Raw genomic sequence first — 25,044 nt, forward strand, 5'->3', positions numbered from 1 at the left:
CTCGGATAAAAGGGCCAATTGAGATCGGTTAAATGTGAGTGAAACCACTTTCAGTGCTACTGAAACAGGCGAAGATGGGTTGAAAATAGATCAAACAAGGCAGAGGTAAATCATGTTGTTAGAGCCCGAAAATAGTGCCAAAGCACGTCAGTTGTTGAACCAGAGTATGGCACTGGTGTTGGCGGGAGGACGTGGCAGTCGCCTGAAGCAGTTGACCGACAACCGCGCCAAACCGGCCGTCCATTTCGGCGGCAAGTTCCGCATCATCGATTTTGTACTCTCCAACTGTATCAACTCGGGGATCCGCCGCGTGGGGGTGGTGACTCAGTACAAATCCCACAGCCTGCTGCGCCATCTGCAATCAGGCTGGTCTTTCCTGCGCTACCAGATGAACGAGTTCATCGATCTGCTACCTGCCCAGCAACGGGTGGACGAGGTGCACTGGTATCGCGGTACTGCCGATGCCATCTATCAGAACGTTGACATCATTCGCGACTACGGCCCCAAATACATAGTGGTGCTGGCGGGGGATCACATCTACAAGATGGACTATGCCGCCATGCTGCTCGATCACGTGCGTCTCGGCGCCAAGGTCACGGTAGCCTGCATCGAGGTGCCGCGCGCCGAGGCGTCCGCCTTCGGCATCATGGATATCGACGAGCAGCGCAAGATCCGCGCCTTCGTGGAAAAACCGGCCAACCCGCCCGCCATGCCGGGGTGCGATGATCGCTCCCTTGCTTCCATGGGGATCTACATCTTCGAGGCGGAGTACCTCTACCAGCTGCTGGAGGAAGACATTCTCAATCAGGACTCCAAACACGACTTCGGAATGGATGTGATCCCCCGCATCGTGGAAGAAGGGCTGGCCTTTGCTCACCCCTTCAACATGTCCTGTGTCGGGGCTCGCGAGGGGCAAAAGCCCTACTGGCGTGATGTAGGTACCCTGGATTCATTCTGGGAAGCGAACATGGACCTCGCCTCCGTGTTGCCCGAGCTCGATATTTACGATCAAAACTGGCCCATCTGGACCAGCCAGACCCTGACGCCACCCGCCAAGTTCGTGCAGGACAGAAATGGCCAGCACGGCATGACCATCAACTCCATGTTTGCCGGCGGAACCATCGTCAGCGGTTCGTTCGTGCTTAACTCGGTGCTCTTTACCAACGTGCGGGTGCACTCCTTCTGTACTCTCGATCAGGCAGTCATTTTCCCGGGGGTCGAGATCGGCTCTGGCTGCCGTCTGCGCCGGGTGGTGGTGGACAAGGGCTGCAAGGTACCCGACGGGTTGGTGGTTGGCGAGAATGCCGATGAGGATGCACGCCGCTTCTATCGCTCCGAGCAGGGCATTGTGCTGGTGACCAAGGAGATGTTGGACAAGCTGGGTTAACACCGGGTGAATTAATTGAAGTGCCCTGAAATGAAGAGTCAGACGCTGTAATGCAAAGGGAGCCATCAAGGCTCCCTTTTTCATCCGGGTGAATGGTGCGGATTACTCGCTAACCACCGCTTTGGCTGCCATCACCATGGCTGTGCCGTGCTTGCCTCCGGCGGCGGTTACTTGCGGGACGCCATCTTCATCGGTGTCACCACCGGCGCCCTCTATGACGTTCTCGCCGGAGTCGCCGACCCACTCGGCCATCTGCATGCCGCCGTTGACGGTGCCGCGGAACCAGCTGACGTACTGACCGGTCAGCTTGGCCAACTCCAGCTCGGGTGCTTTTTCTGCCCCTTCATTGCGCAGGTTTAGCATGGCAGAACGCAGCGCGCCCGAGATGGCAGCCTGGGTCCAGGGGGTGTATTCACCCTGTTTGCCAGCCAGCCAGGTGCCCGCTTTGGCACTGAAATAGGCCTTGTCAGCAGCGATAAACAGCTCGCGCGCAGCGGTGCGGTACTTGGCATCGGAAGTCGCGAGGAACGCAGCGGTCAGGCCGCGGATAGCGGCAAACTGGGCATCAACGGATTGCGCCTTGTCTACCTTGCCACCCAGTGTCAGACCATCGTGTACCAGCCCGTTGTTTCCCTTGAGATTGGCAAGGATGAAATCGGCCTGCTTGCGGATAAGCTCGAGTGCCTGCTGACCCTGCTTGGTCTTTAGGTTCAGCTCGCCATTGTCGCCAGCGGCGTAACCGACCGGCAGCGCATCCTGAGCGCGCTGGAAGATCTGCAGGGCGACCAGGGCGTAAGCGGCGTCAAAGGTGGTGACGTGCTTGCCCTGTTTGCCTGCCTGCCAGCTGTCGACCAAGGTGCCAGCCTTGCCATCAAAGTGCAGGGCGGTCAGGTTTTTGAAGGTGAAGCTGGAGAGATTGAGCGCCAGCGAGAAGGCGTCGCTGCCTGCAACAGCCTTGCCCAGATCATTGGCCTGGTTGGCCTTGGGTGTTGCGGCAAACGGCTCGCCGTCAAACACGGCGTGGAAGGCCGGATTCTGGTTGGTGTTGGCCGAGCGCTGGTCGCTGAAGGCGTAAAACTCTGAGAGCGGCCACAGCATCATCCAGGCATCGCGCAGCTGGGCTGAGCCATCCACCACGTCGAGTTTGCCGATGGCACCCGCATCGTTGTTGCGGGTCTCGGTCACTTTCACCTGATGGGGGAAATAGATGATGCCCTTGGCCGGATCGTACTGCGGGGTGATCTTGGTACCCAGCCGCTTGCCATCGAAGCCGAGCTGGTTCTGCATGATGGTCAGCTTGTCGATGGATTGTTCGGTCAGCATCATGCCGTTGAAGCCGTCGGCGGCAGAGACGCCGAGCTTGTGCTTGCCATCCTGATCCATGGTGGTTGAAGCGGCTTCAACCTCTTCATCGCTCTCGGCCACATGCATGCCGCCGAGGAAGTCCTGGGACCACATCACCTCTTTGAGCAGAATGCCGCCCACAGCTGCCGGTACTAGCAGGTTGTCGCTGCCGCTCCAGCGCAGGGTGCTGTAGTCGCGGAAGTAGGCCGGAACCTGGGTCTTGACGGTTTTCTCGACCCCTTTGGCGGTCTTGATGGTGATCTGGTCACCATTGACCGGTGTGGTATTCACTGCCTCGGCAAACTCCGGGTTGGCGGAGGCGTAGGGCAGGGAGAGGGGATACATGCCTTGCGGGATCTCGTCAGCTGGGAAGCCAACTGCGTCCGCCATGGCCATGACCCGTTTGCCGAGAGCTGCCATGGTGCCGCCACGGGCCAGGTTTTGCGGCCCGTTCACCAGATGGGGGCCCATGCCGGACTGATAGTTGAGGGCGTACATCGCCTCTTCGGAGTATTCATAGGATTCGATGCCGGCGGCGAAGTCGAACGGGGTCGGCTCATCGGCGCGATTGGCATCCAGCACGTCCAGATCCAGCCCCAGCGCTTCAGCCAGCGGCTCGCCGGAGAGTTCGAATTCGGTATAGGCCAGCATGTTGGCGGCGGTGTTGAAAGTCTTGTCTTCAACCTTGACGGCTGCGTGTGCGATGCCACTCACCAGAGCACAGGCAACGGCCTGTACCAGAACGGTTTTTCTCATGTCCCTTTTCACCATTGGTTTTATTATTGACGCTTCTCATGACGAATCTAAATGAGAATGGTGTGCATTATGCTCTGTTCGCGCCGGGTTGAGAAGCAAAAAACCGCCCGGCACCTTGTCTGGGAAACAGGACAAGAGGCCGGGCGGTTTGAACAACAAAGGTGAGGGGGGAGAAATTGCCTGATCAGAGTACCTTGAAGGGGATCACCAGACGGCCCGGTTCTACCTTGAGATCTTCGACCTTCTCCTTGATCCTCGCTTCGTTTTTACGGCTGCTGTCGAGGCGATAGACCGGCGTCTGCGACAGGAAGAGGGAGAGTGACTGATTGAAGGTGGGCAGGATGGGGGTCAATGCGGCACCTATGTTGGCCGGATCGGTCTGCACCGAGACCAGTTCGAGATCACGCAGGTAGATAGCACCCTGTTCTGCGACATATTCCGGGCGGGCGCTCAGGGCGAAACGAACCTTCATCTGCTGGCTGCCAAGGGGGCTGCTTACCTGCAGGTCACCGGCTGCATCGAGTTCGATACGATCCGGCTGCTTGCGGCCGATACGGCTCTGCATCTCGTCCAGGCGGATCTTGCTCGACATGATGCCGGGGATCCCCAGCTGTTTTTCAAAAGAGACCTGCTTTTTGAGGTACTGGTTGATTTCGGCTTCGCTGACGTTGTACTGGGTCAGCGAGCAGGCCGCCAGCAGCAGGGCGAGGGGGAGTAACAACAGCTGTTTCAGCATGAGAGGTTCCGGTTGGTCAACATAATGAGGCGTATCTTACGCGATAACCCGCCCCGGGCGGGAGTCTGATGACACGGTTGTTGCGAGGAGCATCTCGGAGGTTGTCTTTTGCCTGTGACGGGGTTCATCATCGAACAGCCGGTTCGGGTCTAGGAGGAGATGTGATGGGCAGTCTGACGAGATATGGATGCAGGTGGCTGCTGTGGCTCTGCTGTATGGCGGGGATATGGAGTTCACCTTCGTGGGCCGAGGTGAAAGTGATCCCGGTCTTCGAGGCGCAGGCGGCGGTGCAAACCCTCAAGGAGATCTATCCCCGGCTAGGAGTGAGCGCCATGGGTAATCAGCTGGTGCTGAGCGGGACGCCAGCCCAGTTGCAGGAGGCCGAAACCACGTTGGCGCAGATCAACCAGCCGCCGCAAAGCCTGCTTATCGAGTGGCGGGTGGATGGGACCAGCAGTGGCCAGCAACTGGGGGGCTCAATCAGTCGCGACGAGGCCAAGCGGCAGTGGCTGCTCGATGGCAATGCCGAGCAGTACCAGCGCAGCCAGAACGACAGCTGGCAGGTGCGTGGACTTTCGGGTCGCCCCGTGCTGCTGCAGATGGGCTCCTATCAGCCGGTGACCTTCTATCAGTGGAACGGGGGCGCCGTGGTGGGGATGATGCCGCTGGTGAACGGCCTCTATGCCACGGCCACCTTGATTGGCGATCGGGTGCAGATCGCGTTGAGCAGCGAACAGGCAAGGCTGGATCAGGGCACCATCAATCGTGGGCAGAGCGCCACCGAGGTGAGCGGGGCCCCGGGCCAGTGGCTGACGGTGGGAGAGCTATCCACCAGTTCGGCGCAGCAGGGCAGCACTCTTGGTACGCAGTTGCAGGGCGGGCGAGGCAGCCAGAGCGATCGCCATACCCTGCAGATCCGGGTTACTCCTCAATAGGCCTGAACGTTTCACAATCCTTGCCCAGAGCCCCGTTAGTGGGGCTCGTCGGCCGCATATTCGCGCAACTGGCGACTGCGCAGCAGATACCAGAGCGCCCAGAGGCTGGCGACCAGCACCAGTGCGGTGGGCCAGCTGAACGACCACTTCTGCAAGTTGAGGCTGTGCAGCTGCATCAGCATGCCACTGGTGGCAGAGCAGAGCAGCAACAAAGGGCTATGGCGCCTGAGTTTGGCGCGAATGCCGTGGGTCTGCTGATAGGTGCCGCCACAGGCGAGCAGTGCCAGCATGGCGGGCACATCGGTCAGCAGGCTGATATAGAGAGTGAGCTTGTCAGGGTAGAAGAGCTCAAGGATCTCGCTGCCGCTCTGGCGGGTGACGCCAGCCATCAGAAAGAGCCAGACCGAGCGGGTCAGTAGCAGGGCGATGGGCCAGAACCAGAGAGGGGGACGAAGCTGGCCGTGATCGTCATAGCGGTGTTCGGGGTAGAGGGTCATGGTTGCCCGATATCCATTCATAGAGTGCAAGTGATGCAGAGGATATGGGGCGAAGGCGAGCCCTTTGCAAGGCGAGGGAGGAGGCGGGAATTAATCGGGGGGCCATGCCCCCCAATGCGCGAGAATCTTGTTGTGCCGGGCAGCAGACGTTATAGCCAGCCTTTGCGCTTGAAGAAGAGACCGGTGCCGAGCGATGACATCACCATCAGCACCAGCGAGAGGGGGTAACCATACTCCCAGGCGAGCTCCGGCATACGACCGAAGTTCATGCCGTAGATGCTGGCGATCAGGGTCGGCGGCAGGAAGATCACGGCGGCTACCGAGAAGATTTTGATCACCTTGTTTTGCTCCAGATTGGTGACCCCCATGGAGGCCTCCAGCTGGAAGTTGATCTTGTCGAACAGGAACTGGGTGTGGGGCAGCAGCGACTCCACGTCGTGCAGCATCTCGTCGATCCACTTGTTCTGCTCAAGGCTCATACGCTGGCGCAGGCTGCGTTTGAGGAAGCGCAAGGCGCGACGGGTATCGTGCAGGGAGAGACGGATCTGGCCGTTGGCCTCTTCCTGAGCCATCAACTCCTTGAGCATGGGGTTGATCTGATCCGGCTCGAAGATTTGATCGGCGGTGTTTTCCAACGTCTTGTAACCATCTTCGATAAGGTCGGAGAGGTACTCTACCTTGAGGTTTTGCACCTCCAGCAGGATATCGAGGGCATCCTCCACCTCCAGCCGCTCCTGGCGCATATAGTGACGCAGCAGGCGAACCAGCCCGATGTCATCTTCACGAATGCTGATCAGCAGGTTGTTGCGCAGGGTAAAGGAGACGTGGACCCCCTTGGTGTCACGACCGATCCGCTGGGGAAACAGGGAGTGAATGTGCAGACCATCGGTATCCCAGTAGAAACGGGCTGATGCTTCGATGTCGTCGAGCTCTTCCTTGTCGGGAACCTCTTCCAGGAACAGGCCCGTCAACCATTCTCGCTCTGCCGTGTCCGGCTTGTAGGCATCCAGCCAGACCGTGTTGTCAGGTACTATGTCGTCAGGCCCGAGCGTGACTATGTCCAGCACCTTGTTATTGAGAATGTAGGCGGTGATCATCTGTCCCCCCTTAAAAAGTCATGGGTAATCAGGGATGGTTGCACAGGTCATGCGGCCTTAGATCGCTGCAGAAGGCGATCCCGTGGATTAAGCAGATCGGGCCGATGGAAAACCTGAATGCGGCGAACTATACAGGGGCGGGCCGCGCTTGTCAGGGGCTATTCATTGGGGATTCAGCCTGTTTGTTCAAAAAAACAGCTGCAAGGTGGCGAGGTCGGAGCAGCTCGCCCCGTTTTGAGTGCTGCGCCTTGTGCATCTCTCCTTGCCTTCCTGACCCCCCTTTATCCGAGCCCTTTGTTGCAGGCTCCTCTTCGCAACAGGTGAACTGCAGCTTACATATTCGGATAGTTGGGCCCGGAGCCCCCTTGCGGCGGCGTCCATATGATGTTTTGGCTGGGATCCTTGATATCGCAGGTCTTGCAGTGAATGCAGTTGGCGGCGTTGATCTGCAGTTTGGCCGCCCCCTCCGTTTCCAGTACTTCGAACACCCCTGCCGGGCAGTAGCGCTGGGCGGGTTCGGCCCAGGTGGGCAGGTTGACCTTTACCGGGAGCTGCTCATCCTGCAACTTGAGATGGCAGGGCTGATCCTCATCGTGACTGGTGTTGGCGAGATAAACGGAGGAGAGTTTGTCGAAGCTCAGCTTGCCATCGGGTTTGGGGTAATGGATGGGCTCGCAGCGGCTGGCCATGCGCAGTTGGCGGTAATCTGGCTCCTTATCGATAAGTTTGAAGGGCGAGTTTGCGCCAAATAGCCGCTGCTCCAGCCAGTTAAAGGCGCCACCAAGCAAGGGGCCCCAGCGATGCAGGGCGGCTCCGAAGTTGCGGGCCGCGCCCAGCTCCTGCGCCAGCCAGCTCTGGTGCAGTTCGTCGGCATAGTGAACCAGATCCCGTCCCCCTTCATCGCCACCTCGCAGCGCCATCGCGACGGTTTTTGCCGCCAGCATCCCCGATTTCATGGCGGTGTGGATCCCCTTGATGCGGGAAAAGTCGAGGGTGCCGGCATCGCAGCCGATAAGCAGTCCACCGGGGAAGTGCATGCGCGGCAGGGAGTGCCAGCCCCCCTTGGTGATAGCGCGTGCACCATAGCTGATGCGCTCGCCCCCTTGCAGCAGGTCGGCGATAAGCGGGTGGTGCTTGAGACGCTGGAATTCGTCAAACGGGCTGAGCCAGGGATTCTGGTAGTTGAGATCGACGATCAGCCCGACCGCGACCTGATCTTCCTCCATCTGATAGAGGTAGAAGCCGCCGTGACTCTGGTTTTCTCCCTCCTTGCCAAGGGGCCAACCACTGCCATGGAGTACCTGTCCTGCCTTGCCCCGGCCTGCAGGAAGTTGCCACAGCTCTTTGAAGCCGATGGCGTAGTGTTGGGGTTGGGCGGGGCTTGCCAGATTGAATGTGGCTATCAGCTGTTTGCCCAGATGGCCGCGTGCCCCCTCGGCAAAGAGGGTGTAGCGGCCATAGAGGGCCATGCCGGGAACATGATCCGGTTTTGGATTGCCCGAGCGATCAAGTCCCAAATCGCCGGTGATCACCCCCTTGACCCGTCCCGCTTCCATGATAAGGTCGCTGGCGGTAAACCCCGGGTATATTTCGACTCCCAGCTGCTCCGCCTGCTGGCCAAGCCAGCGGCAAAGGTTGCCGAGGCTGACGATGTGACAGCCTTCATTGTGCATCCGTGGCGGTACGGCCCAGCTTGGCAACTGCAGAGAGCGGTTCTCGCTTTGCAGCAAATGTACCTGATCGTTGTTGACCGCTACCCCGAGCGGTGCCTGCAGCCAGCTTTGTGGCAGCAGCTCCTTGAGGGCGACGGGGTCGAGCAGCGCACCGGAGAGCAGATGGGCGCCAATTTCGGCACCCTTTTCCAGCAGGCAGACCGAGAGATTGGCATCCTGCTGTTTCAACGCGATGGCGGCGCTGAGCCCCGCCGGGCCGCCGCCAACGATGACGACATCAAATTCCATTGCTTCCCGTTCCATCTTGCCTCTGCACCGAAGTTGACCTAGGGTAGTGCTGGTAGTTTACGTAAACGTAAAGCGCTTGTAAGCAAAAAATTAAGCGAAGCACGGCGCAAAAGTGCAGGGAGTGATGAATGAATTCAATCCAAAGAGATGAGGCATGACCCCATGAAGCTGCTGGTCGCAATCAAACGGGTAGTGGATTACAACGTCAAGATCCGGGTCAGGGCGGATGGCTCCGATGTGGAGCTGGCTAATGTGAAGATGGGGATCAATCCCTTTTGTGAAATCGCGGTGGAAGAGGGAGTCCGGCTGCGTGAGGCCGGTATCGCCAGCGAGCTGGTGGTGGTGACCTTTGGCCCGGACGGGGCCGCCGAGCAGCTGCGCCATGCGCTGGCGCTGGGAGCGGATCGGGCGCGCCACTATGTGACAGACGAGACGCTGGCGCCGCTGACGGTTGCACGGTCTTTGCAAAAGGTGTGTGAGCTGGAGCAGCCGGATCTGGTGCTGCTCGGCAAGCAGTCCATCGACTCGGACAATGGTCAGGTGGCCCAGATGCTGGCCGCCCTGACCGACTGGCCGCTGGCTACCTGCGCTTCAGCTATCAGGTTGGAAGGAGAGGAGTTGCTGGTGACCCGTGAAATCGATGGCGGGCTTGAAACCCTCGCCATGCCGCTGCCTGCGGTAGTGAGCGCCGATCTGCGGCTCAATGAACCACGTTTTGCATCGCTGCCCAACATCATGAAAGCCAAGCGCAAGCCGCTGGAGAGTGCCCCCTTTGCCGAGCTCGCCGTTGTGCCTGCCAACCAGACTCGTCTGCTTGGGGTGATGGCGCCAGCAGCCCGCAAAGCCGGCGTTCTGGTCGGTTCGGTGGATGAGCTGGTGGACAAACTCAAGCACGAGGCGAAGGTACTATGAGCATATTGATCATTGCCGAACATCATCAGGGCCATCTGGCCGACAACGTCGCCCGCCTGGTCACGGCTGCCAGTCAGCTGGGTGGCGAAGTGCATCTGTTGCTGGCGGGGCAGGGGATAAGCGAGGCGGGCCAGCAGGCGGCTGCGCTGAGCGGGGTGAGCAAGGTGCTGCTGGCCGACTCTCCCGCGCTGGCGGAAGGGGTGCTTGAGGGGCTCGACAAGCTGTTGGCTCGCTGGTGCGAAGGTTACAGCCACTGCCTGATGGCGGCGAGCGCCATGGGCAAGGCGCTGCTGCCCCAGATCGCTGCCCGGCTCGGGGTCGAGATGATCTCCGAGGTGACGGCTATCGAGAGCAGCGATACCTTCCTGCGCCCCATCTATGCGGGCAATGCCATTGCCCGGGTAGCGAGCAGTGCCCCCATCAAGGTGATGACGGTGCGGGCGACGGCTTTTGCCAAGGCAACGGAGGAAGGCAATGCTCCCGTCGAGAGTCTGGTGGTGCCCGAATTGACCCGCCGTACCCGCCTGGTGGAGCGCCTTGCCGTGCGATCGCCCCGGCCCGAGCTGACTGCTGCGCGAGTGGTGGTCTCCGGTGGCCGAGCCCTTGGCTCCAAGGCACAGTTTGCCCTGATTGAGGCGCTGGCCGACAAGCTGGGCGGTGCGGTCGGTGCATCGCGCGCTGCCGTTGATGCGGGTTTTGTCGCCAACGATCTGCAAGTTGGCCAGACGGGCAAGGTGGTCGCCCCCGAGCTCTATATCGCGGTCGGTATCTCGGGGGCCATTCAGCATCTGGCGGGGATGAAGGAGTCGAAGGTGATTGTGGCCATCAACAAGGACAACGAAGCGCCCATCTTTCAGGTGGCCGACTACGGTCTGGTGGGGGATCTCTTCACCCTGCTGCCCGAGCTCACCGCCAAGGTGTAAATTTGTCGGAAAGGGCAGGGGCAACCCGTTTATGCGGTCTCTTGGCCATTTCTGCGCATGTTCTCTGCAAGCCTTGACCCGTTCAGGGCTTTTTCTACTGAAAAGGGGAGCAAGAGTGACGGTAAAAGGTTGAGCCAGCTCCCAAAAAGCCTTTGATCCGCTGGCTGCTCTTGTGTAAAACCTGACAAGTCATCGATCACACTCATCCACTCACGGAAAGCGTCATGAGCAAACAGGTTTACAACTTCTGCGCCGGCCCCGCCATGTTGCCGGTTGAAGTCATGGAGCGCGCCCAGCGCGAATTTTGTAATTTTCAGGGGCTGGGAGCCTCGGTCATGGAGCTTTCCCACCGCGGCAAGCACTACATGGCGGTCGCCGAGAAGGCCGAAGCCGATCTGCGCGAGTTGCTGGCGGTGCCGGACAACTACAAGGTGCTCTTCATGCACGGTGGCGGCCGCGGTCAGTTCTCCGCAGTGCCCATGAACCTACTGGGTGGCGCCAACAAGAAGGCCGATTTTTTGCTGACCGGGGTCTGGTCGCAGGGGGCTGTGGATGAGGCGCAAAAGTACGGCGACATCCAGACCTGGCAAGGGGTTGCCAAAAACGAGCAGGGGATTACACACCTGTTGCCGACACCGGCGTTTCGCTCTGATGCTGCCTATGTACACTACTGCCCGAACGAGACCATTGAAGGGATCGAGATGTTCGATATCCCCGCAACCGGTGATGTACCGCTGGTGGCGGATCTCTCCTCGACCATCCTCTCCCGTCCCATCGATGTGAGCCGCTTTGGTATCATCTATGCCGGTGCCCAGAAAAATATCGGCCCGTCCGGGCTCGCCATCGCCATCGTGCGCGATGATCTGCTGGATCAGGCCAGAGCCGATGTGCCTTCGATTTTCGACTACAAGCTCACCGCCAAGAACGACTCCATGTTCAACACGCCGCCCACCTACGCCTGGTATCTGGCCGGTCTGGTGTTCGAGTGGCTCAAGGAACAGGGTGGCCTTGCTGCGATGGAAGCGCGCAACAAGGAGAAGGCGGACTTCCTTTACGACTATCTCGATCAATCGAGCTTCTACAGCAATCAGGTGGATGTCAGCTGCCGTTCGCGGATGAACATCCCGTTCCAGCTGAAAAATGCCGAGCTGGACAAGCAGTTCCTAGCCGAATCAGAAGCGGCTGGTCTGCTGGCACTGAAAGGGCATCGCATTGTCGGTGGCATGCGTGCCAGCATCTATAACGCCATGCCGCTGGAGGGTGTGAAGGCGCTGGTCAGCTTTATGGATGAGTTTGCCAAGTGTCACGGCTGATCCGGTCTGCAGTTAATCCTGACGCCGGGCTTGCCCGGCGTCTTTTTTTCAACAACGACTGAATCTTAGCGTGCAGCCCCGTTTTTCCCCTGTCGCTGCCCTTGCCGAGCGGGGCGCGTACTGTTAACGTCCGGTCAGGTCATTTATTTGAGATTGCACAGGAAGTCTATGAATTCGTTGCGTTTGGAACCCATTTCTCGTGTGGCCGGTGAGGTCAATCTGCCCGGTTCAAAGAGTGTCTCTAACCGGGCGCTGCTGCTGGCGGCGCTGGCCCGTGGTACTACCCGTTTGACCAACCTGCTCGACAGCGATGACATTCGTCACATGCTGGCGGCACTGACCCAGCTCGGGGTCAAGTACAAGCTCTCTGCCGACAAGACCGAGTGCACCGTGCAAGGCCTTGGCCGCAGCTTTGCCGTCAAAGAGCCGATCAATCTGTTCCTTGGCAATGCCGGCACTGCCATGCGCCCGCTCTGTGCAGCGCTGTGTCTCGGCTCCGGTGAGTACACCCTGGGCGGTGAGCAGCGCATGGAAGAGCGCCCCATCGGCCATCTGGTGGATGCTCTGCGTGAGGCGGGCGCCCATATCCAGTACCTGAAAAAAGATGGTTTTCCGCCGCTGGTGGTGGATGCCAAGGGGCTGTGGGGTGGCGATGTCCATGTCGATGGTTCCGTTTCCAGCCAGTTCCTGACCGCCTTCCTGATGGCTGCTCCCATGGCGGCTGGCGACACCCGCATTCATATCAAGGGGGAGCTGGTCTCCAAGCCCTACATCGATATAACCCTGCACATCATGAAGCAGTTCGGGGTGGTCATCGAGCACGACAACTACAAGCTGTTCTACATCAAGGGCAACCAGACCTATATCAGCCCGGGTGATTTTCTGGTTGAAGGGGATGCTTCCAGCGCCTCCTACTTCCTCGCGGCTGGCGCCATCAAGGGCAAGGTGCGGGTCACCGGTATCGGCAAGCACAGCATTCAGGGCGATATCCATTTCGCCGATGTACTGGAGAAGATGGGCGCGCGCATCACCTGGGGCGATGACTTTATCGAAGCGGAGCAGGCACCGCTGCACGGTATCGATATGGATATGAACCATATTCCCGATGCAGCCATGACCATCGCGGTTGCGGCGCTGTTTGCCGAGGGGCCGACCTCCATTCGCAATATCTACAACTGGCGGGTGAAAGAGACCGATCGTCTGCACGCCATGGCGACCGAGCTGCGCAAGCTGGGCGTCGAGGTGGAGGAGGGGCGCGACTTCATTACCGTGACTCCGCAGACGCAACTCAAGCACGCCGAGATCGATACCTATAACGATCACCGGATCGCCATGTGCTTCTCGCTGGTGGCACTGTCCGATACGCCGGTGACTATCAACGATCCCAAGTGCACCTCGAAGACCTTCCCGGATTACTTCGAAAAACTGGCTAGCGTCAGCCAGCGCGATTAATCCCTCCAACATGCTGAGGCCCGCCTTGCGCGGGCCTTTTCATCTCCGGCATGAACGCAGGTAGCAGCATTTCATTAACTTGCAATACGTGAGTTAAAAAAACTTTCTCCAGTGATGTAATTTTCTATTTACACCGACTCGGCTGCGGGCTATGTTGAGATTTCTTAATCGCAGTTATCTAGCAGGAAGCCTTGTCATGCAGCATCAAACCGACGACGTTCGTATCAGTGAAATCAAAGAGTTACTCCCTCCGGTTGCGGTGCTTGAGAAGTTTCCGGCGACCGAAACCGCCTCATCGACCGTGTTTGATTCCCGTCAGGCCATCCACCGTATCCTGAATGGTGAAGATGACCGTCTGCTGGTAGTTATTGGCCCCTGTTCCATCCACGATCCGGTTGCCGCTATCGAATATGGCAAGCGCCTCAAGGCGTTGCGCGACGAGCTGAAAGGTCAGCTGGAGATCGTGATGCGGGTCTATTTCGAAAAACCGCGAACTACCGTGGGCTGGAAGGGTCTCATCAACGATCCGTACCTCGACAATAGCTGCAAGATCAATGACGGTCTGCGCCTGGGTCGCAAGCTGCTGCTCGATCTCAACGACATGGGGCTGCCAACCGCTTCCGAATTCCTCGACATGATCACGCCGCAATACGTGGCTGATCTGATGAGCTGGGGGGCGATCGGCGCTCGTACCACCGAATCCCAGGTGCACCGTGAGCTTGCCTCCGGTCTCTCCTGCCCGGTGGGCTTCAAGAACGGTACCGACGGCACCATCAAGGTGGCCATCGATGCCATCGGTGCTGCCAGTGCCCCCCATCACTTCCTGTCGGTCACCAAGTATGGCCACTCCGCCATCGTAGCCACCAAAGGGAACCCGGATTGTCACATCATCCTGCGCGGTGGCCGCGAACCGAACTACAGCGCTGCCCATGTCAGTGAGGTGGTGAAGGGACTGGAGAAGGCGGGTCTGCCGCAAAAGGTGATGATCGACTTCAGCCATGCCAACAGCAGCAAGCAGTTCAAGAACCAGATGGTGGTGGCCGAAGATGTGGCCGACCAGTTGCGCGCCGGCAGCAAGGCTGTATTTGGCGTGATGGTGGAGAGCCATCTGGTAGAAGGGCGTCAGGATTTGGTCGAGGGCTGCGAGCTCACCTTCGGCCAGAGCATCACGGATGCCTGCATCGGTTGGGAAGATACCGAAACCCTGCTGCGCAATCTGGCCGATGCGGTCGCCACCCGCAACGCCCGCTGAGGCGGAGATATCAGCGAGCTGATGCAACAGCCCATTGATACAAAGTAAAAGCGCGCCACAGGCGCGCTTTTTGTTGTCGGAGCAGGGTTACCAGCGATAGGTCTTGAGCAGGGCTTCCAGTTTCTGGCACTGCTCGACCAGCTGAACACTGGCGAGGTTGGCTGCATGAGCCTGACCCAGAGTGTCGTTGGAGGTGTTGCGGATCTGGTTCACCGAGTGGTCCACCTCGTTGCAGACCCTGTCCTGTTCTTCGGCTGACTGGGCCATCTGGGCATTGAGATCATTGATCCGGGCGATGCGTTCAATGATGTTCTGCATGGCGGCCAGGGTCGCCTCGGTTTTGCTGATGCTCTCGTCCGCCTTGGTTTTTGCATCCCCGATCACCGTAACGGCACTCTGGGCCTCTTTTTGCAGGGCGGCGATCATCTGGGAGATCTCCTCGCTGGCGGTGCGGCTGCGGTTGGAGAGGGCGCGCACCTCGTCGGCCACCACGGCAAAACCGCGTCCCTGTTCGCCGGCTCGGGCTGCCTCAATGGCGGCGTTGAGGGCCAGCAGGTTGGTCTGATCGGCGATCCCCTTGATCACCTCGAGCACCCCATCAACCGCAAGGCAGCGGCTGTCGAGCTGCTGGATCACCTGATCCACCCTGTCGATCTCGGTCGACATCTCGCCCATATCGGTGATGGAGTGCTGGGCGAGACGGCTGGTATTGGCGGCATCCTGATTGGTGAGCGCGGAGAGCTCGGCACTGTGGCGGGCATGCTCGCGCACTTCGTGGGAGCTGGCAGCAAGCTCGCTCACTGCGGCCGCAACCTGAGTGGTCATCCCCTCCTGCTGACGGGCCGAGTTTTCTGTCTGGGTGGCAACCTGGCGGATCTGGCTCGACTCCTGATAGAGCTGGTGCGTCGCTCCTTCCACCTCCTGCAAGCTGTGGCGGAAGCCCTGCACCATGTCGTTGACGGCGCGGGTCATCTGACCCAGCTCGTCTTGACTGTTGTTGACGAGAGGGAGCGCGAGGTTACGCTCTTTCGCCATCTGGATCATGGTGAGCTGCAACTGGCGCAGCGGCCGTTTGACGTAGCGCTGCAGCACCCACCAGAGCAGGCCGAAGCCCAGACCAAATACGGCAGCCAGACTGCCGCTCAGAATAAAGTTGTTGTGGCGGATATCGTCGAAGGTATGGGTCAGGTCATAGCTGATCCGAACCGCCCCCATGACGGTCCCTTCATCCACCTGATGGCAGCTGGTGCACTGGGTGCCGCGATACTCCTTGTAGGCCTTGAACGGTTTGATCAGGGTGAGCTGGTTGCCTTGCTGTTGCAGGATGATATCCCCCTTCGTAATGGCGCGTTCATCGAGGGCATCCTGGGCTTTCTGGTCGGGATGGCCCGGGCCAAATAGGTTGCTGACGGCGGGGGCACGAATAAGACGGGCTTCGACAATCCCGGCCTCGCTCTTGAGCTTGGTTTGCACTATCTGCCGGTTGGCCATGCCACCGGTCATCATCAATACGTTGAGCTGATCCATGTAGGTGTTGGCGGCGCTCTCTACCTTCTCTTCCGCCATGCGGATGGCGAGATCCCGTTGCAACCAGGCAGAGAGCTCGAAGCAGAGGGCGAAGGTGGAGCTGATGACCAGCGCAAGGGGGAGAAAGATTTTCCAGTTCAGTGAGAGGTTATGCATAGTGGCCGATCCCATGCCCTTATCTGTTTTTATTGGTTCCCGTTTCATCTTGAGCGTAGACAAGGAGAGGCGGGGAGACAGTTTCCTATCGGCACACTTTAGTCACTCTTGAGTAAATAATCTGTTAAGCAGATCGGTAATAGAGGTTGCCAATAGGGCAATTTCAGATTGAGTGACACCAAGAGTTGATCCTGCGCAAAATCTTGCTAGTGAGAATAATTATCATTGTTGTTATTTGCGAGTCATCACCATGATCCATTTAACTCCTTCCATGACCGGCGTGGCTTCGCCGGATCCTCTCAAGTTTGCCTTCAGTGCCAAAACCTCGGCACATGCCAGTCGGGGAGGGAGCCGCCCCTTGTCACTCGATGAGAGCCAATGGCTGCAGTGGTGGCAGCAAGAGAGCGATGCCGAAGAGCGTGCCCTCTATATCCATATTCCGTTTTGTCGCAAGCGCTGCAGTTTCTGCAATTTCTTCGAAAATGGTGCCAATTCGGCGCGGATAAGCCGCTATATCGACGCGTTGTGCGCATCGCTTTCCAAGGCCGTAGAGACGCCATTGGTACAAAGCCACCCCTTCTCGGCCGTCTATGTCGGGGGTGGAACCCCCACCGACATGAGTGCCGATGAGCTGGCGATGCTGGCCAGGATGATCCGGCGCTTTCCCCTGACGGCTGATGCCGAGGTAACGCTGGAAGGGCGCCTCAACGGTTTTGACGATACCAAGTGGCAGGCTGCGCTGGGCGGCGGTTTCAACCGCTTTTCGTTCGGGGTGCAGAGTTTTGATACCGGTGTGCGCCAGCAGGCGGCCCGGATCGATGATAGGGAGACCCTGCTGACCCGTCTTGGCGAGCTGACTCGCGATGATGCGGCAGTGATCGTGGCGGATCTTATTTTCGGTCTACCCGGTCAGGATGATGCCGTGTGGCAGCAGGACATCACGGATGTGATGGCGAGCGGCGTGCACGGGGTTGATCTCTACCAGCTTATCGCCATGCCGGGCACCAATCTGGATCGGGCCGGGCAGAAGGGCAAGCTGGGTTGGGCTGCCGATGGCCAGCAGCGGGCCGCCATGTACGCTTACGGCGGTCAACAACTGGAACAGCATGGTTGGGAGCGGCTCTCCTGCAGTCACTGGCGGCGTAGTCCAGCCGAGCAGAGTCGCTATAACCAGATGGCCAAGCGCGGCGCCGAGATCCTCCCCTTTGGTGCAGGAGCCGGGGGCACTATCCATGGCCATGGCTTGATGTACGGGCGGGATTTGGCTCAGTGGCACGAAGCACATGAGAAGGGAGTTCGGGCGCCCGGCATGGTGATGGGGCGCAATCCGAATGCGCGGATGGATGGTCTGCTGCGTGGCGCCCTCGACAGTGGCGTGCTGGCACTGGCGCGCCTGCCAGCCTCACTGCGCAGTCATCTGATGCCGCTGTTCGATGCTTGGCGGCAAAACGGGCTGGCCGATCTTGCTGGCGATCAACTGGTACTGACGCTGGCGGGGCGCTTCTGGAACGTCAATATGCAGGCCGGGTTGTTCGAATTTTTGCAGCACAATCCGGCCGATGGCAGCGAGCCTGCGTTGCTGCATGGCAAGCACCCGGATGGTAAACATCTGGGGATACGTCACTCACTGGTGTAGGTGTTTTACCCGATCGCCAAAAGCACAAAGGGAGCCGACGAGGCTCCCTTTTTGTTTGACCAACCCGCTGTTTGGCCGACAAGTGTGGCGCTACGGGACGAATTACTCGTCGTCGCTATCCTGATAGCTGTCGCGCTGGGCCCTTGGCAGGCGGCGCATCGGGGTAAATCCGACATCCTCGCCCACCACTTCACGCTTGCGGGACTTGTTTTGAGGAGACTGGGCAGGCTTCTTGGCGGTATCGCCCTTGGCTTTGCCTGCAGCCGGTTTACCCTTGCCGCTCTTGGCATTGGCGGCGCCACGGGCACGCGGCGGGTTTTGCACCGGCTTGCTGCCGGGCAGGGTCTGGCGGCTCGGCTTGCCGCTCGGCTCATACCCTTCGAGGATCTCCACGGAGAGGGATTGACCGATCAGGGCCTCGATCGCCTTGAGCTGACCCAACTCATCATGGCTGACCAGCGAGATGGCCTCGCCGCCGCGCCCGGCACGACCGGTACGGCCGATGCGGTGGATGTAATCCTCCGCCATTTGCGGCAGCTCGAAGTTGATCACGTGGGGCAGCTGATCGATGTCCAGACCACGGGCGGCGATATCGGTTGCCACCAGCACCCGCACCTTGCCCTCGCGAAAATCGGCCAGCGCCCGGTTGCGAGCCCCCTGACTCTTGTCACCGTGAATGGCGACTGTGTCGAGACCATCTTTCTGCATCTGATGCGCGAGGCGATCGGCGATCTGCTTGGTGCGGACAAATACCAGCACCCGCTGCCAGTTGCCACGGCCAATCATGTGGGAGAGCAGCTCGCGGCGGCGCTCCCGATCAACCTGAATGATGCGCTGGGTCACTTGCTCGGCGGCGGTGTTGCTGGGATCCACCTCAATGAGGGTGGGGTCGTTGAGCAGGTCATCCGCCAGCGCCTTGATCTCGCTTGAGAAGGTGGCGGAGAAGAGCAGGCTCTGCCGTTTGGCGGGCAGTGCCTTCATGATGCGGCGAATGTCGACGATGAAGCCCATGTCGAGCATGCGATCCGCTTCATCCAGCACCAGCACTTCCAGCTCGCTCAGGGTCAATGCGCCCTGGGTCAGCAGGTCCAGCAGACGGCCCGGGGTGGCCACCAGAATGTCGATACCGAGCTTGATGGCATCCAGATTGGGCTTGATGCTGACGCCACCGTAGGCGATCAGGGTACGAAACGGCAGGTGGTGGGCATATTTGATGATGCTCTCGCCCACCTGGGCGGCCAGTTCACGGGTCGGTGTCAGTACCAGGGCGCGCACCTGACGGCGACCTCGGCCATGGTTGGCCAGCAGCAGCTGCAGCATGGGCAGGGTGAAACCGGCTGTCTTGCCTGTGCCTGTCTGGGCTCCGCCGAGGACATCCTGACCAGCCAGAATAGCCGGAATGGCTTGCTGCTGGATGGGGGTTGGCTGTTCGTAACCCAACTCCTTGACGGCCCGCAGGATGTGCGGGGAGAGACCCAGTTCGTTGAATGACATGTTCGAGAGAAACTCCTCTGGTGAGCCTTTGGCTCAGCGGATGACCGGCGCGGGCGCCAGCCACGATATGGAAATGATAACGGGGGCGTAATATAGCAAAAGAGCGGCCGGTGCGCAGTAGCTGTCGCACCGGCCGCTCTTTATGTGCCGCAAAAAGCAATCAGAGCAGGTCGCGGATGGGGGCGACCAGACTCTCCGGCTTGGTGGTGGGAGCAAACCGCTCCACCACGTTGCCGTCACGGTCGATCAGGAACTTGGTGAAGTTCCACTTGACGTTTTCCAGCCCCAGCAGCCCCGGTTTCTCCTTCTTGAGCCACTGATAGAGCGGGTGGGCCTGCTCGCCGTTGACATCGCACTTGGCCATGATGGGGAAGGTGACCGGGTAGTCCAAGGAGCAGAAACGGGCGATCTCCTCGGCATCCCCCGGCTCCTGCTGACCGAACTGGTTGCAGGGGAAGCCCAGGATCACCAGTCCCTCGGGCCCCAGCTCGCGATAGAGGGCTTCCAGCCCCTCATATTGGGGGGTAAAGCCGCAGCGGCTGGCCACATTGACCACCAGGATCACCTTGCCGGCCAGTTGGGCGAGCGGGTAGGGGGTGCCATCCAGTTGTTGCAGCGTCAGGTCGGGCAGAGGCATCACATCATCCTTTTGTTGATTGCATATCGTTGATTGCACATAAGTTGCACAGTGTGATTGCTGGGGGAAAGGGGGTTATTTCCATGGTTACTACGGTATCGCTTGGCTCTTTTAACGGCAAGGCGTTACGTTAACGGGCACCGATGCAATGGGGGGCGGCTCACACTTTTCCCCTCCATTACGCACCGGGTGAGGGCAGGATCACAATCGGCTCGAAATATAGGGGCGTAGCCCGCCAAATCGGGTATTGATGGTGGGACTTCTCAAGAGAAGCAAACCGGTTTGTGACTTTAGCGGGAAGCCGCTAAAAAGCGCTCTCTTTTCCACATGTTGCGAGTCAATCTTGGACTATCAAGCCGTCATGGATGCCATCTACACCCGAGGTTGGGTGATAGTGGACGATTTTTTAACTGCCGCCGAGGTGGATGCCCTCAAAGGCTGTCTGCCAGAGGAGTGGCAACCGGCCGGGATCGGCCGTGAAGGGCTCCATCAAGGCAACAGCGAGATCCGCCGCGACCAGATCCACTGGCTGGAGCCTTCCCTCGGGGCGCCGGTCGCCGATTATCTCGCCCGCATGGAGGCGCTACGTCTGGCAGCCAACCGGATGCTGATGCTGGGATTGTTCGACTATGAAGCACATTTTGCCCGTTATCGCTGCGGCGACTTCTACGCGACCCATCGCGATGCCTTTGCCGGTCGCTCCAACCGTCGCCTGACGACGGTGTTCTACCTCAATAACGACTGGAAACCCGAAGCGGGCGGCGTCCTGCGCTTTTATGACAACGACGAGCAGTTCTTGATGGATGTGAGCCCCAAAGGGGGGCGGCTGGTGATCTTCCTCTCCGAAGAGTTTCCTCACGAAGTGCTGCCCGCCAATCAGGAGCGTTACAGCATTGCTGGCTGGTTTCGCGTCAATGGCAGCGGCATGGGGCGGGTCGATCCCCCTCGCTGACCCATGGGGTTGCGCGGTTTTTGACACAGGGCGCCCTTTTTCGCCGCAAGATGTGGCTGGCAGGGCAGCCATCAGCTGACAAGGGTTTGTCTCCCTTGCTACACTGGCGCGCACTTATGTTCGTATCTGGCTTCGTCCGGTTTTGAATGCGGTGGTTTTTGAATGGTCATGACGAAGCCGCTTCTCCCAAGGGATCACATCTAATGAAGAACATGCATGTCTTGCTGCTGTGCGGCGGCGGTGGCTCCGAGCACGAAGTCTCTCTGCGCAGCGCCAATTTCCTCGAAAAACAACTCGCTCTCCTGCCAGGCGTCGAAGTGACCCGCGTCGAGATGTTTGCCGACCGCTGGCTCAGCGCCGATGGTCGCGAGTGCAAACTGGGGCTCGACAAGCTGCTCTCGTTTGACAGCGTGGCCCGTCCGGTAGACTACGTGGTGCCCTGCATCCACGGTTACCCGGGTGAGACTGGCGATCTGCAATCCTTCCTCGAGTTGGCTGGCCTGCCCTATCTGGGCTGTGACGCCGAAGCGAGCAAGATCTGCTTCAACAAGATCACCACCAAGCTGTGGCTCTCCGCCATCGGCATCCCCAACACCCCCTATCTGTTCCTGACCGAACAGGGTGATGCGGCTCTGGCTGAGGCGAAAGCGGCGCTGGCCAAGTGGGGCAAGGTCTTTATCAAGGCCGCCTCCCAGGGCTCTTCCGTTGGCTGCTACTCCGCCAGCAACGAAGCTGATCTGGTGAAGGGCATTGCCGATGCCTTCGGTTACTCCGAGCAGGTACTGATTGAGAAAGCGGTCAAGCCGCGCGAGCTGGAAGTGGCTGTTTACCAGTACGGTGACGAGCTGGTGGCCACCTACCCGGGCGAGATCTGTGTCCCGCAGGACAAGTTCTACACCTATGAAGAGAAGTACAGCAGTGCCAGCCACACCGAGACTGCGTTGCGTGCCGAGGGGCTGACCCAGGCGCAGGCTGACGCCATTCACGAGTACGCCCTCAAGGCGTTCCGTCAGCTGAAACTGACCCACCTCTCCCGCATCGACTTCTTCCTGACCGACGAGGGCGAGATCCTGCTCAACGAAATCAACACCTTCCCGGGCATGACCTCCATCTCCATGTTCCCGAAACTGTTGGAGCATCACGGTCACGACTTTGCCCGCTATCTTGAGCAGATCCTGCGCAAGGCCAGCTAAGCGGATTGTTCTCGCTGACGGGCGTTGATACCGTTCCAGTAAAAATCCCCGCCAATTGGCGGGGATTTTTTATGTCTTTATCAAACGAGAACGACCTGCTTGAAGGAATATATACAGGCGGCGAGGGGATGACCCTTCCCCGCCTGTTGTTATCTGAGCGAGTTACCAGCTGGCATGTCAGCCGTTAGCCGCGAGCCACCCGAAAGCGCACGCTGCGGGAGTGGCAAGGTGGCAGTTCACCAAACGCGCCAGTGGCCAGTTCAAGGGGCAGGGGCTGCTCGTCCATCCGCACCGTTTGCCAGTCGCTCAGGGCGTGTTCGCTGGTCACCTTGCCACCCTCCAGTACCGCCTGTTCGCTCGGGTTGTAGACCCGGATCACCAGCGCCTCTTCATCTTCGGCTTTTTTCAGGGCGCTCAGCACCGGGCCGGACGGATCCATGGTGAGCAGGCTGAAGTGGAGCGGGGTGGTGAAGCTCGCCTTGTTGAGCTTCATGGCATCGAACGGGATCTTGTTGTAGCAGCGCACCGGAGTGAGGTAGCTGCGCGCCGCCTGCATCACGTTGGCGCTGATGTGATCACCGGCAAACGCCAGCAGACTGAAACGGCAGCTGAGCTTGCCGCGTACCTGAGAGTCCGGGGTGGGCAACTTGATGCCGGAAGGGCGACCCGGGCGCAGCAGCAGCTCCTCTTTACCGAGTACGCCGACCCCGCGCAGCAGGGTGAGCGCCAGGGTGTCGCACTGCTCGCCGATCACTTCAAACTCGCGCAGGCCATCGCTCAGCACCGCCAGCCCCTGCTGGCCATCTTGCAGGGCGACGAAGTTCATCAGCTGCCAGACCGGAATGGGAGCCTCTTTCCACCCCTCCGCTTCCCAGTCGGCCATGGCGCTGTCGCGGGTGGGGCGGGTGATGCAGCCAAACTGGTTGTCAGAGACCACGGTGTCGCTCGGGAACGGGGTGGGGATCAGCACCCGTACCCGGTGGTCATCGGCCTGATTGTCGAGCTCCAGCTCGATGTCGATGCGTGGACTCTGATGTGCAAGCGTGATGCGGCAGGTGACATCAAGGTGGCCGCTGCACTGGCGGTTGGCCCGCTCGGCGAGGTTGGCAGGCAAGGCCATGCGCAGTTTGAGAGTGGCGATGCTCTGCCACGCCTGATGGGTGACCTCGCGGGTTACCGCAAACTCGGTGGAGTAGCGCAGCCACTCGTCCCGCGATGGCGAGTAGTCATATTCGTCGCCATCATCGGAGCCCTCTTCCAGCGTGAGTACCTGATCTAAGGTGGTGCCGCGCAGCTTGTCCAGGATCTGCAGGGTGCCGTTGTCATTGAGGGCGATGCGGTAAAAATCGTTCTCCAGAAGCTCGCCGTTGGCCGTCACCGGCTGCTCCAGTCCCGGCTGATTGCCTTCGATATGGAGAGTGCAGTAGCCCATGGCAGGCAGCGTATGGCAGATCTGGATGTCGTACTCCATAAAGGGGTCGTAGTTGCCGTAGTGCACGATCTGCCGGTCTACCAGACCCGGATCAATCTCGCGCTTGGCACGGATGAAATAGGGCACTGGCTGGCCCGCTTCATCGCGCAGGGCAAAGGATTGGGCGCGAATGCGGATGCTGGTGTTGATCACCTCCTGACGGGCAAAAGGCATCAGGTTGAAGAGGCAGAGTTTGTCGGCCACCTGTACCCCGTCTTCGCACAGCGCCACCGGCATGTTGTCGACAATTTTGCGCATGTAGAAGCGGATCAGGTTCTCGGCCATGTCGTCGGCCAGAATGAAGCGGGTCATCACCTCCTGATGTACCTTGTCGCTGCAGCAGCAGCCGATGCTGTCATGGGCGTGGTTCTTCATGATCTCCTTCCACATCTTCTCCAAAAGCCCGTGGTGGTACTCAAAGCCGAGCGCCCAGGCGATGCTCGCCAGCGGTTCGAGGATGTTGACGATCTTGTTCTCGATGGCGGCGTGGGCCAGCTTGATGTCCATCCGGGTGGAGGAGATGGTGCGGTGTACCCGCATGTATTTGCCGTCGTTGAACTCCCCCTTGAGGGTGGCCAGTTGGTCGCGGCACGCCTCGATGCGCTCGAAGACCTGCTCGAAGCGGCTCATGTGGAATTCACGCTGGGGGTAGATCTCGCGCAGCTTGTCGATGATGGCGAAGATATTCTGTTGCAGCGGCATCTGGTCGTGGCCGTTGGGCAGCAGGATATCCTGGGTGATCGAGGCCTTCTCCAGCACCTCGAAGTAGGATTCGAGCCGCTTGCGCAGACCCGCCTCATCTTCCGGCAGGTACTTGCCGATGGCGTAGCCGAGCGGCAGCACCTGGGCGGTCACCTCGCTGCCATCGTTGCTCTGCCAGAGAAACTCGGTCTTGTCGGTGCCGTGACGCTCGGAGCAGCCGCGCCAGAACATGGCCCGATCGATCCCGAAGCCGTTGAAGATGTGGGGCAGCTGGGAGGACATGCCGAACGAGTCGGGCAGGTAACCGATCTTCATCGGCTCGCCAAGGCTAAGGCAGTCGCGCATCCCGTAGAGCAGGTTGCGCAGGATGGACTCGCCGCTTACCTGCATGGTGTCGGTCTGGGTGTACCAGGGGCCGATGATGAGCTTGCCCGCTTCCACCAGCGCCTTCACCCGGGCCTTGTTCTCGGGCTGGATGGCAAAGTAATCCTCCAGTACCGCGGTCTGGCCGTCGAGCACGTAGAACTTGTAGTCAGGGTCGGATTCAAGACGCGCCAGGATCTCCGCCATGTTGTTGACCAGCAGGATGCGGGACTCCTCGGTGGTGAAGTACCACTCCCGATCCCAGTGCATGTGCGGCGTGATGTGAACTCGTGAAACTGTCATGACAATGATCCTTTGCTGACGCACGGCGGCCCTTGCCTGCCGTGC

The 25,044-nt window shown here is 59.6% G+C and carries 19 protein-coding genes; 10 read left to right on the plus strand and 9 right to left on the minus strand.

Translation table 11 applies throughout. The features are described from left to right. The first annotated feature begins 112 nt into the window (after window positions 1-112). Window positions 113-1,387: a glucose-1-phosphate adenylyltransferase gene (gene glgC / locus LG31_RS0114605; protein WP_033115184.1), complete on the plus strand. Its 1,275-nt coding sequence runs from the start codon at window positions 113-115 to the stop codon at window positions 1,385-1,387. Between the two features lie 102 nt (window positions 1,388-1,489). Here glgC and LG31_RS0114610 read toward each other — a convergent pair whose 3' ends face one another. Together LG31_RS0114610 and LG31_RS0114615 are read right to left on the minus strand one after the other, a co-directional pair. Then, window positions 1,490-3,487: a hypothetical protein gene (locus tag LG31_RS0114610; protein WP_033115185.1), complete on the minus strand. Its 1,998-nt coding sequence runs from the start codon at window positions 3,485-3,487 to the stop codon at window positions 1,490-1,492. 184 nt (window positions 3,488-3,671) lie between these two features. Continuing rightward, complete coding sequence (locus tag LG31_RS0114615; RefSeq protein WP_033115186.1) at window positions 3,672-4,223, minus strand: lipoprotein; 552 nt, start codon at window positions 4,221-4,223, stop codon at window positions 3,672-3,674. A 215-nt stretch (window positions 4,224-4,438) separates the two neighbouring features. Here LG31_RS0114615 and LG31_RS0114620 point away from each other — a divergent pair, with 215 nt between their 5' ends. After that, the gene (locus LG31_RS0114620) at window positions 4,439-5,158 is read left to right on the plus strand and encodes a hypothetical protein (RefSeq protein WP_238567526.1); all 720 of its coding nucleotides are present in this window, start codon (window positions 4,439-4,441) and stop codon (window positions 5,156-5,158) included. Between the two features lie 35 nt (window positions 5,159-5,193). On the opposite strand, the gene LG31_RS0114625 is transcribed toward LG31_RS0114620, so the two are convergent. The 3 genes from LG31_RS0114625 to LG31_RS0114635 all read right to left on the minus strand — a co-directional run bounded on the left by LG31_RS0114625 (window position 5,194) and on the right by LG31_RS0114635 (window position 8,728). Continuing rightward, window positions 5,194-5,655 (minus strand): DUF2919 domain-containing protein, encoded by a 462-nt coding sequence (locus LG31_RS0114625; RefSeq protein WP_033115188.1) that lies wholly within the window; start codon window positions 5,653-5,655, stop codon window positions 5,194-5,196. Between the two features lie 149 nt (window positions 5,656-5,804). Continuing rightward, window positions 5,805-6,752, minus strand: a complete 948-nt coding sequence (corA, locus tag LG31_RS0114630; protein WP_033115189.1) for a magnesium/cobalt transporter CorA — start codon at window positions 6,750-6,752, stop codon at window positions 5,805-5,807. 332 nt (window positions 6,753-7,084) lie between these two features. Next, window positions 7,085-8,728 (minus strand): electron transfer flavoprotein-ubiquinone oxidoreductase, encoded by a 1,644-nt coding sequence (locus LG31_RS0114635; RefSeq protein WP_033115190.1) that lies wholly within the window; start codon window positions 8,726-8,728, stop codon window positions 7,085-7,087. A gap of 147 nt (window positions 8,729-8,875) precedes the next feature. On the opposite strand from LG31_RS0114635, the gene LG31_RS0114640 reads away from it, so the two are divergent. The 5 genes from LG31_RS0114640 (at window position 8,876) to aroG (ending at window position 14,565) form a co-directional block, all read left to right on the plus strand. Then, complete coding sequence (locus LG31_RS0114640; RefSeq protein WP_033115191.1) at window positions 8,876-9,625, plus strand: electron transfer flavoprotein subunit beta/FixA family protein; 750 nt, start codon at window positions 8,876-8,878, stop codon at window positions 9,623-9,625. Beyond that, window positions 9,622-10,548 carry an electron transfer flavoprotein subunit alpha/FixB family protein gene (locus tag LG31_RS0114645; protein ID WP_033115192.1) on the plus strand — a complete coding sequence of 309 codons (927 nt, stop codon included), beginning with the start codon at window positions 9,622-9,624 and terminating at the stop codon, window positions 10,546-10,548. Before LG31_RS0114640 ends, LG31_RS0114645 begins: the two co-directional genes overlap by 4 nt. Window positions 10,549-10,772: 224 nt before the next feature. Continuing rightward, the gene (gene serC, locus LG31_RS0114650) at window positions 10,773-11,861 is read left to right on the plus strand and encodes a 3-phosphoserine/phosphohydroxythreonine transaminase (protein WP_033115193.1); all 1,089 of its coding nucleotides are present in this window, start codon (window positions 10,773-10,775) and stop codon (window positions 11,859-11,861) included. Between the two features lie 168 nt (window positions 11,862-12,029). Continuing rightward, window positions 12,030-13,313, plus strand: a complete 1,284-nt coding sequence (gene aroA / locus LG31_RS0114655; protein ID WP_033115194.1) for a 3-phosphoshikimate 1-carboxyvinyltransferase — start codon at window positions 12,030-12,032, stop codon at window positions 13,311-13,313. 196 nt (window positions 13,314-13,509) lie between these two features. Beyond that, complete coding sequence (aroG, locus tag LG31_RS0114660) at window positions 13,510-14,565, plus strand: 3-deoxy-7-phosphoheptulonate synthase AroG (RefSeq protein ID WP_033115195.1); 1,056 nt, start codon at window positions 13,510-13,512, stop codon at window positions 14,563-14,565. An 87-nt stretch (window positions 14,566-14,652) separates the two neighbouring features. Here the strand turns inward: aroG and LG31_RS0114665 are convergent, their stop codons facing one another. Further along, window positions 14,653-16,248: a methyl-accepting chemotaxis protein gene (locus tag LG31_RS0114665; RefSeq protein WP_033115196.1), complete on the minus strand. Its 1,596-nt coding sequence runs from the start codon at window positions 16,246-16,248 to the stop codon at window positions 14,653-14,655. 250 nt (window positions 16,249-16,498) lie between these two features. Here LG31_RS0114665 and hutW point away from each other — a divergent pair, with 250 nt between their 5' ends. After that, window positions 16,499-17,884 (plus strand): heme anaerobic degradation radical SAM methyltransferase ChuW/HutW, encoded by a 1,386-nt coding sequence (gene hutW / locus LG31_RS0114670; protein WP_050513472.1) that lies wholly within the window; start codon window positions 16,499-16,501, stop codon window positions 17,882-17,884. A 102-nt stretch (window positions 17,885-17,986) separates the two neighbouring features. Here the strand turns inward: hutW and LG31_RS0114675 are convergent, their stop codons facing one another. Together LG31_RS0114675 and LG31_RS0114680 are read right to left on the minus strand one after the other, a co-directional pair. After that, window positions 17,987-19,378 (minus strand): DEAD/DEAH box helicase, encoded by a 1,392-nt coding sequence (locus tag LG31_RS0114675; protein ID WP_033115197.1) that lies wholly within the window; start codon window positions 19,376-19,378, stop codon window positions 17,987-17,989. 160 nt (window positions 19,379-19,538) lie between these two features. Beyond that, window positions 19,539-20,015 (minus strand): glutathione peroxidase, encoded by a 477-nt coding sequence (locus tag LG31_RS0114680; RefSeq protein ID WP_033115198.1) that lies wholly within the window; start codon window positions 20,013-20,015, stop codon window positions 19,539-19,541. A 343-nt stretch (window positions 20,016-20,358) separates the two neighbouring features. On the opposite strand from LG31_RS0114680, the gene LG31_RS0114685 reads away from it, so the two are divergent. Next, window positions 20,359-20,967 (plus strand): 2OG-Fe(II) oxygenase, encoded by a 609-nt coding sequence (locus LG31_RS0114685; RefSeq protein ID WP_033115199.1) that lies wholly within the window; start codon window positions 20,359-20,361, stop codon window positions 20,965-20,967. A 203-nt stretch (window positions 20,968-21,170) separates the two neighbouring features. Then, window positions 21,171-22,160 (plus strand): D-alanine--D-alanine ligase, encoded by a 990-nt coding sequence (locus LG31_RS0114690; RefSeq protein WP_033115200.1) that lies wholly within the window; start codon window positions 21,171-21,173, stop codon window positions 22,158-22,160. A gap of 184 nt (window positions 22,161-22,344) precedes the next feature. Here LG31_RS0114690 and mngB read toward each other — a convergent pair whose 3' ends face one another. Then, entirely contained in the window at window positions 22,345-24,999 is a 2,655-nt protein-coding gene (mngB, locus tag LG31_RS0114695) for a mannosylglycerate hydrolase (protein WP_033115201.1), read from the minus strand. Window positions 25,000-25,044: the final 45 nt, after the last annotated feature.

Origin of the sequence: Aeromonas lacus, from assembly GCF_000764665.1 — a bacterium.
In the GTDB taxonomy this organism is placed as follows: domain Bacteria; phylum Pseudomonadota; class Gammaproteobacteria; order Enterobacterales; family Aeromonadaceae; genus Aeromonas; species Aeromonas lacus.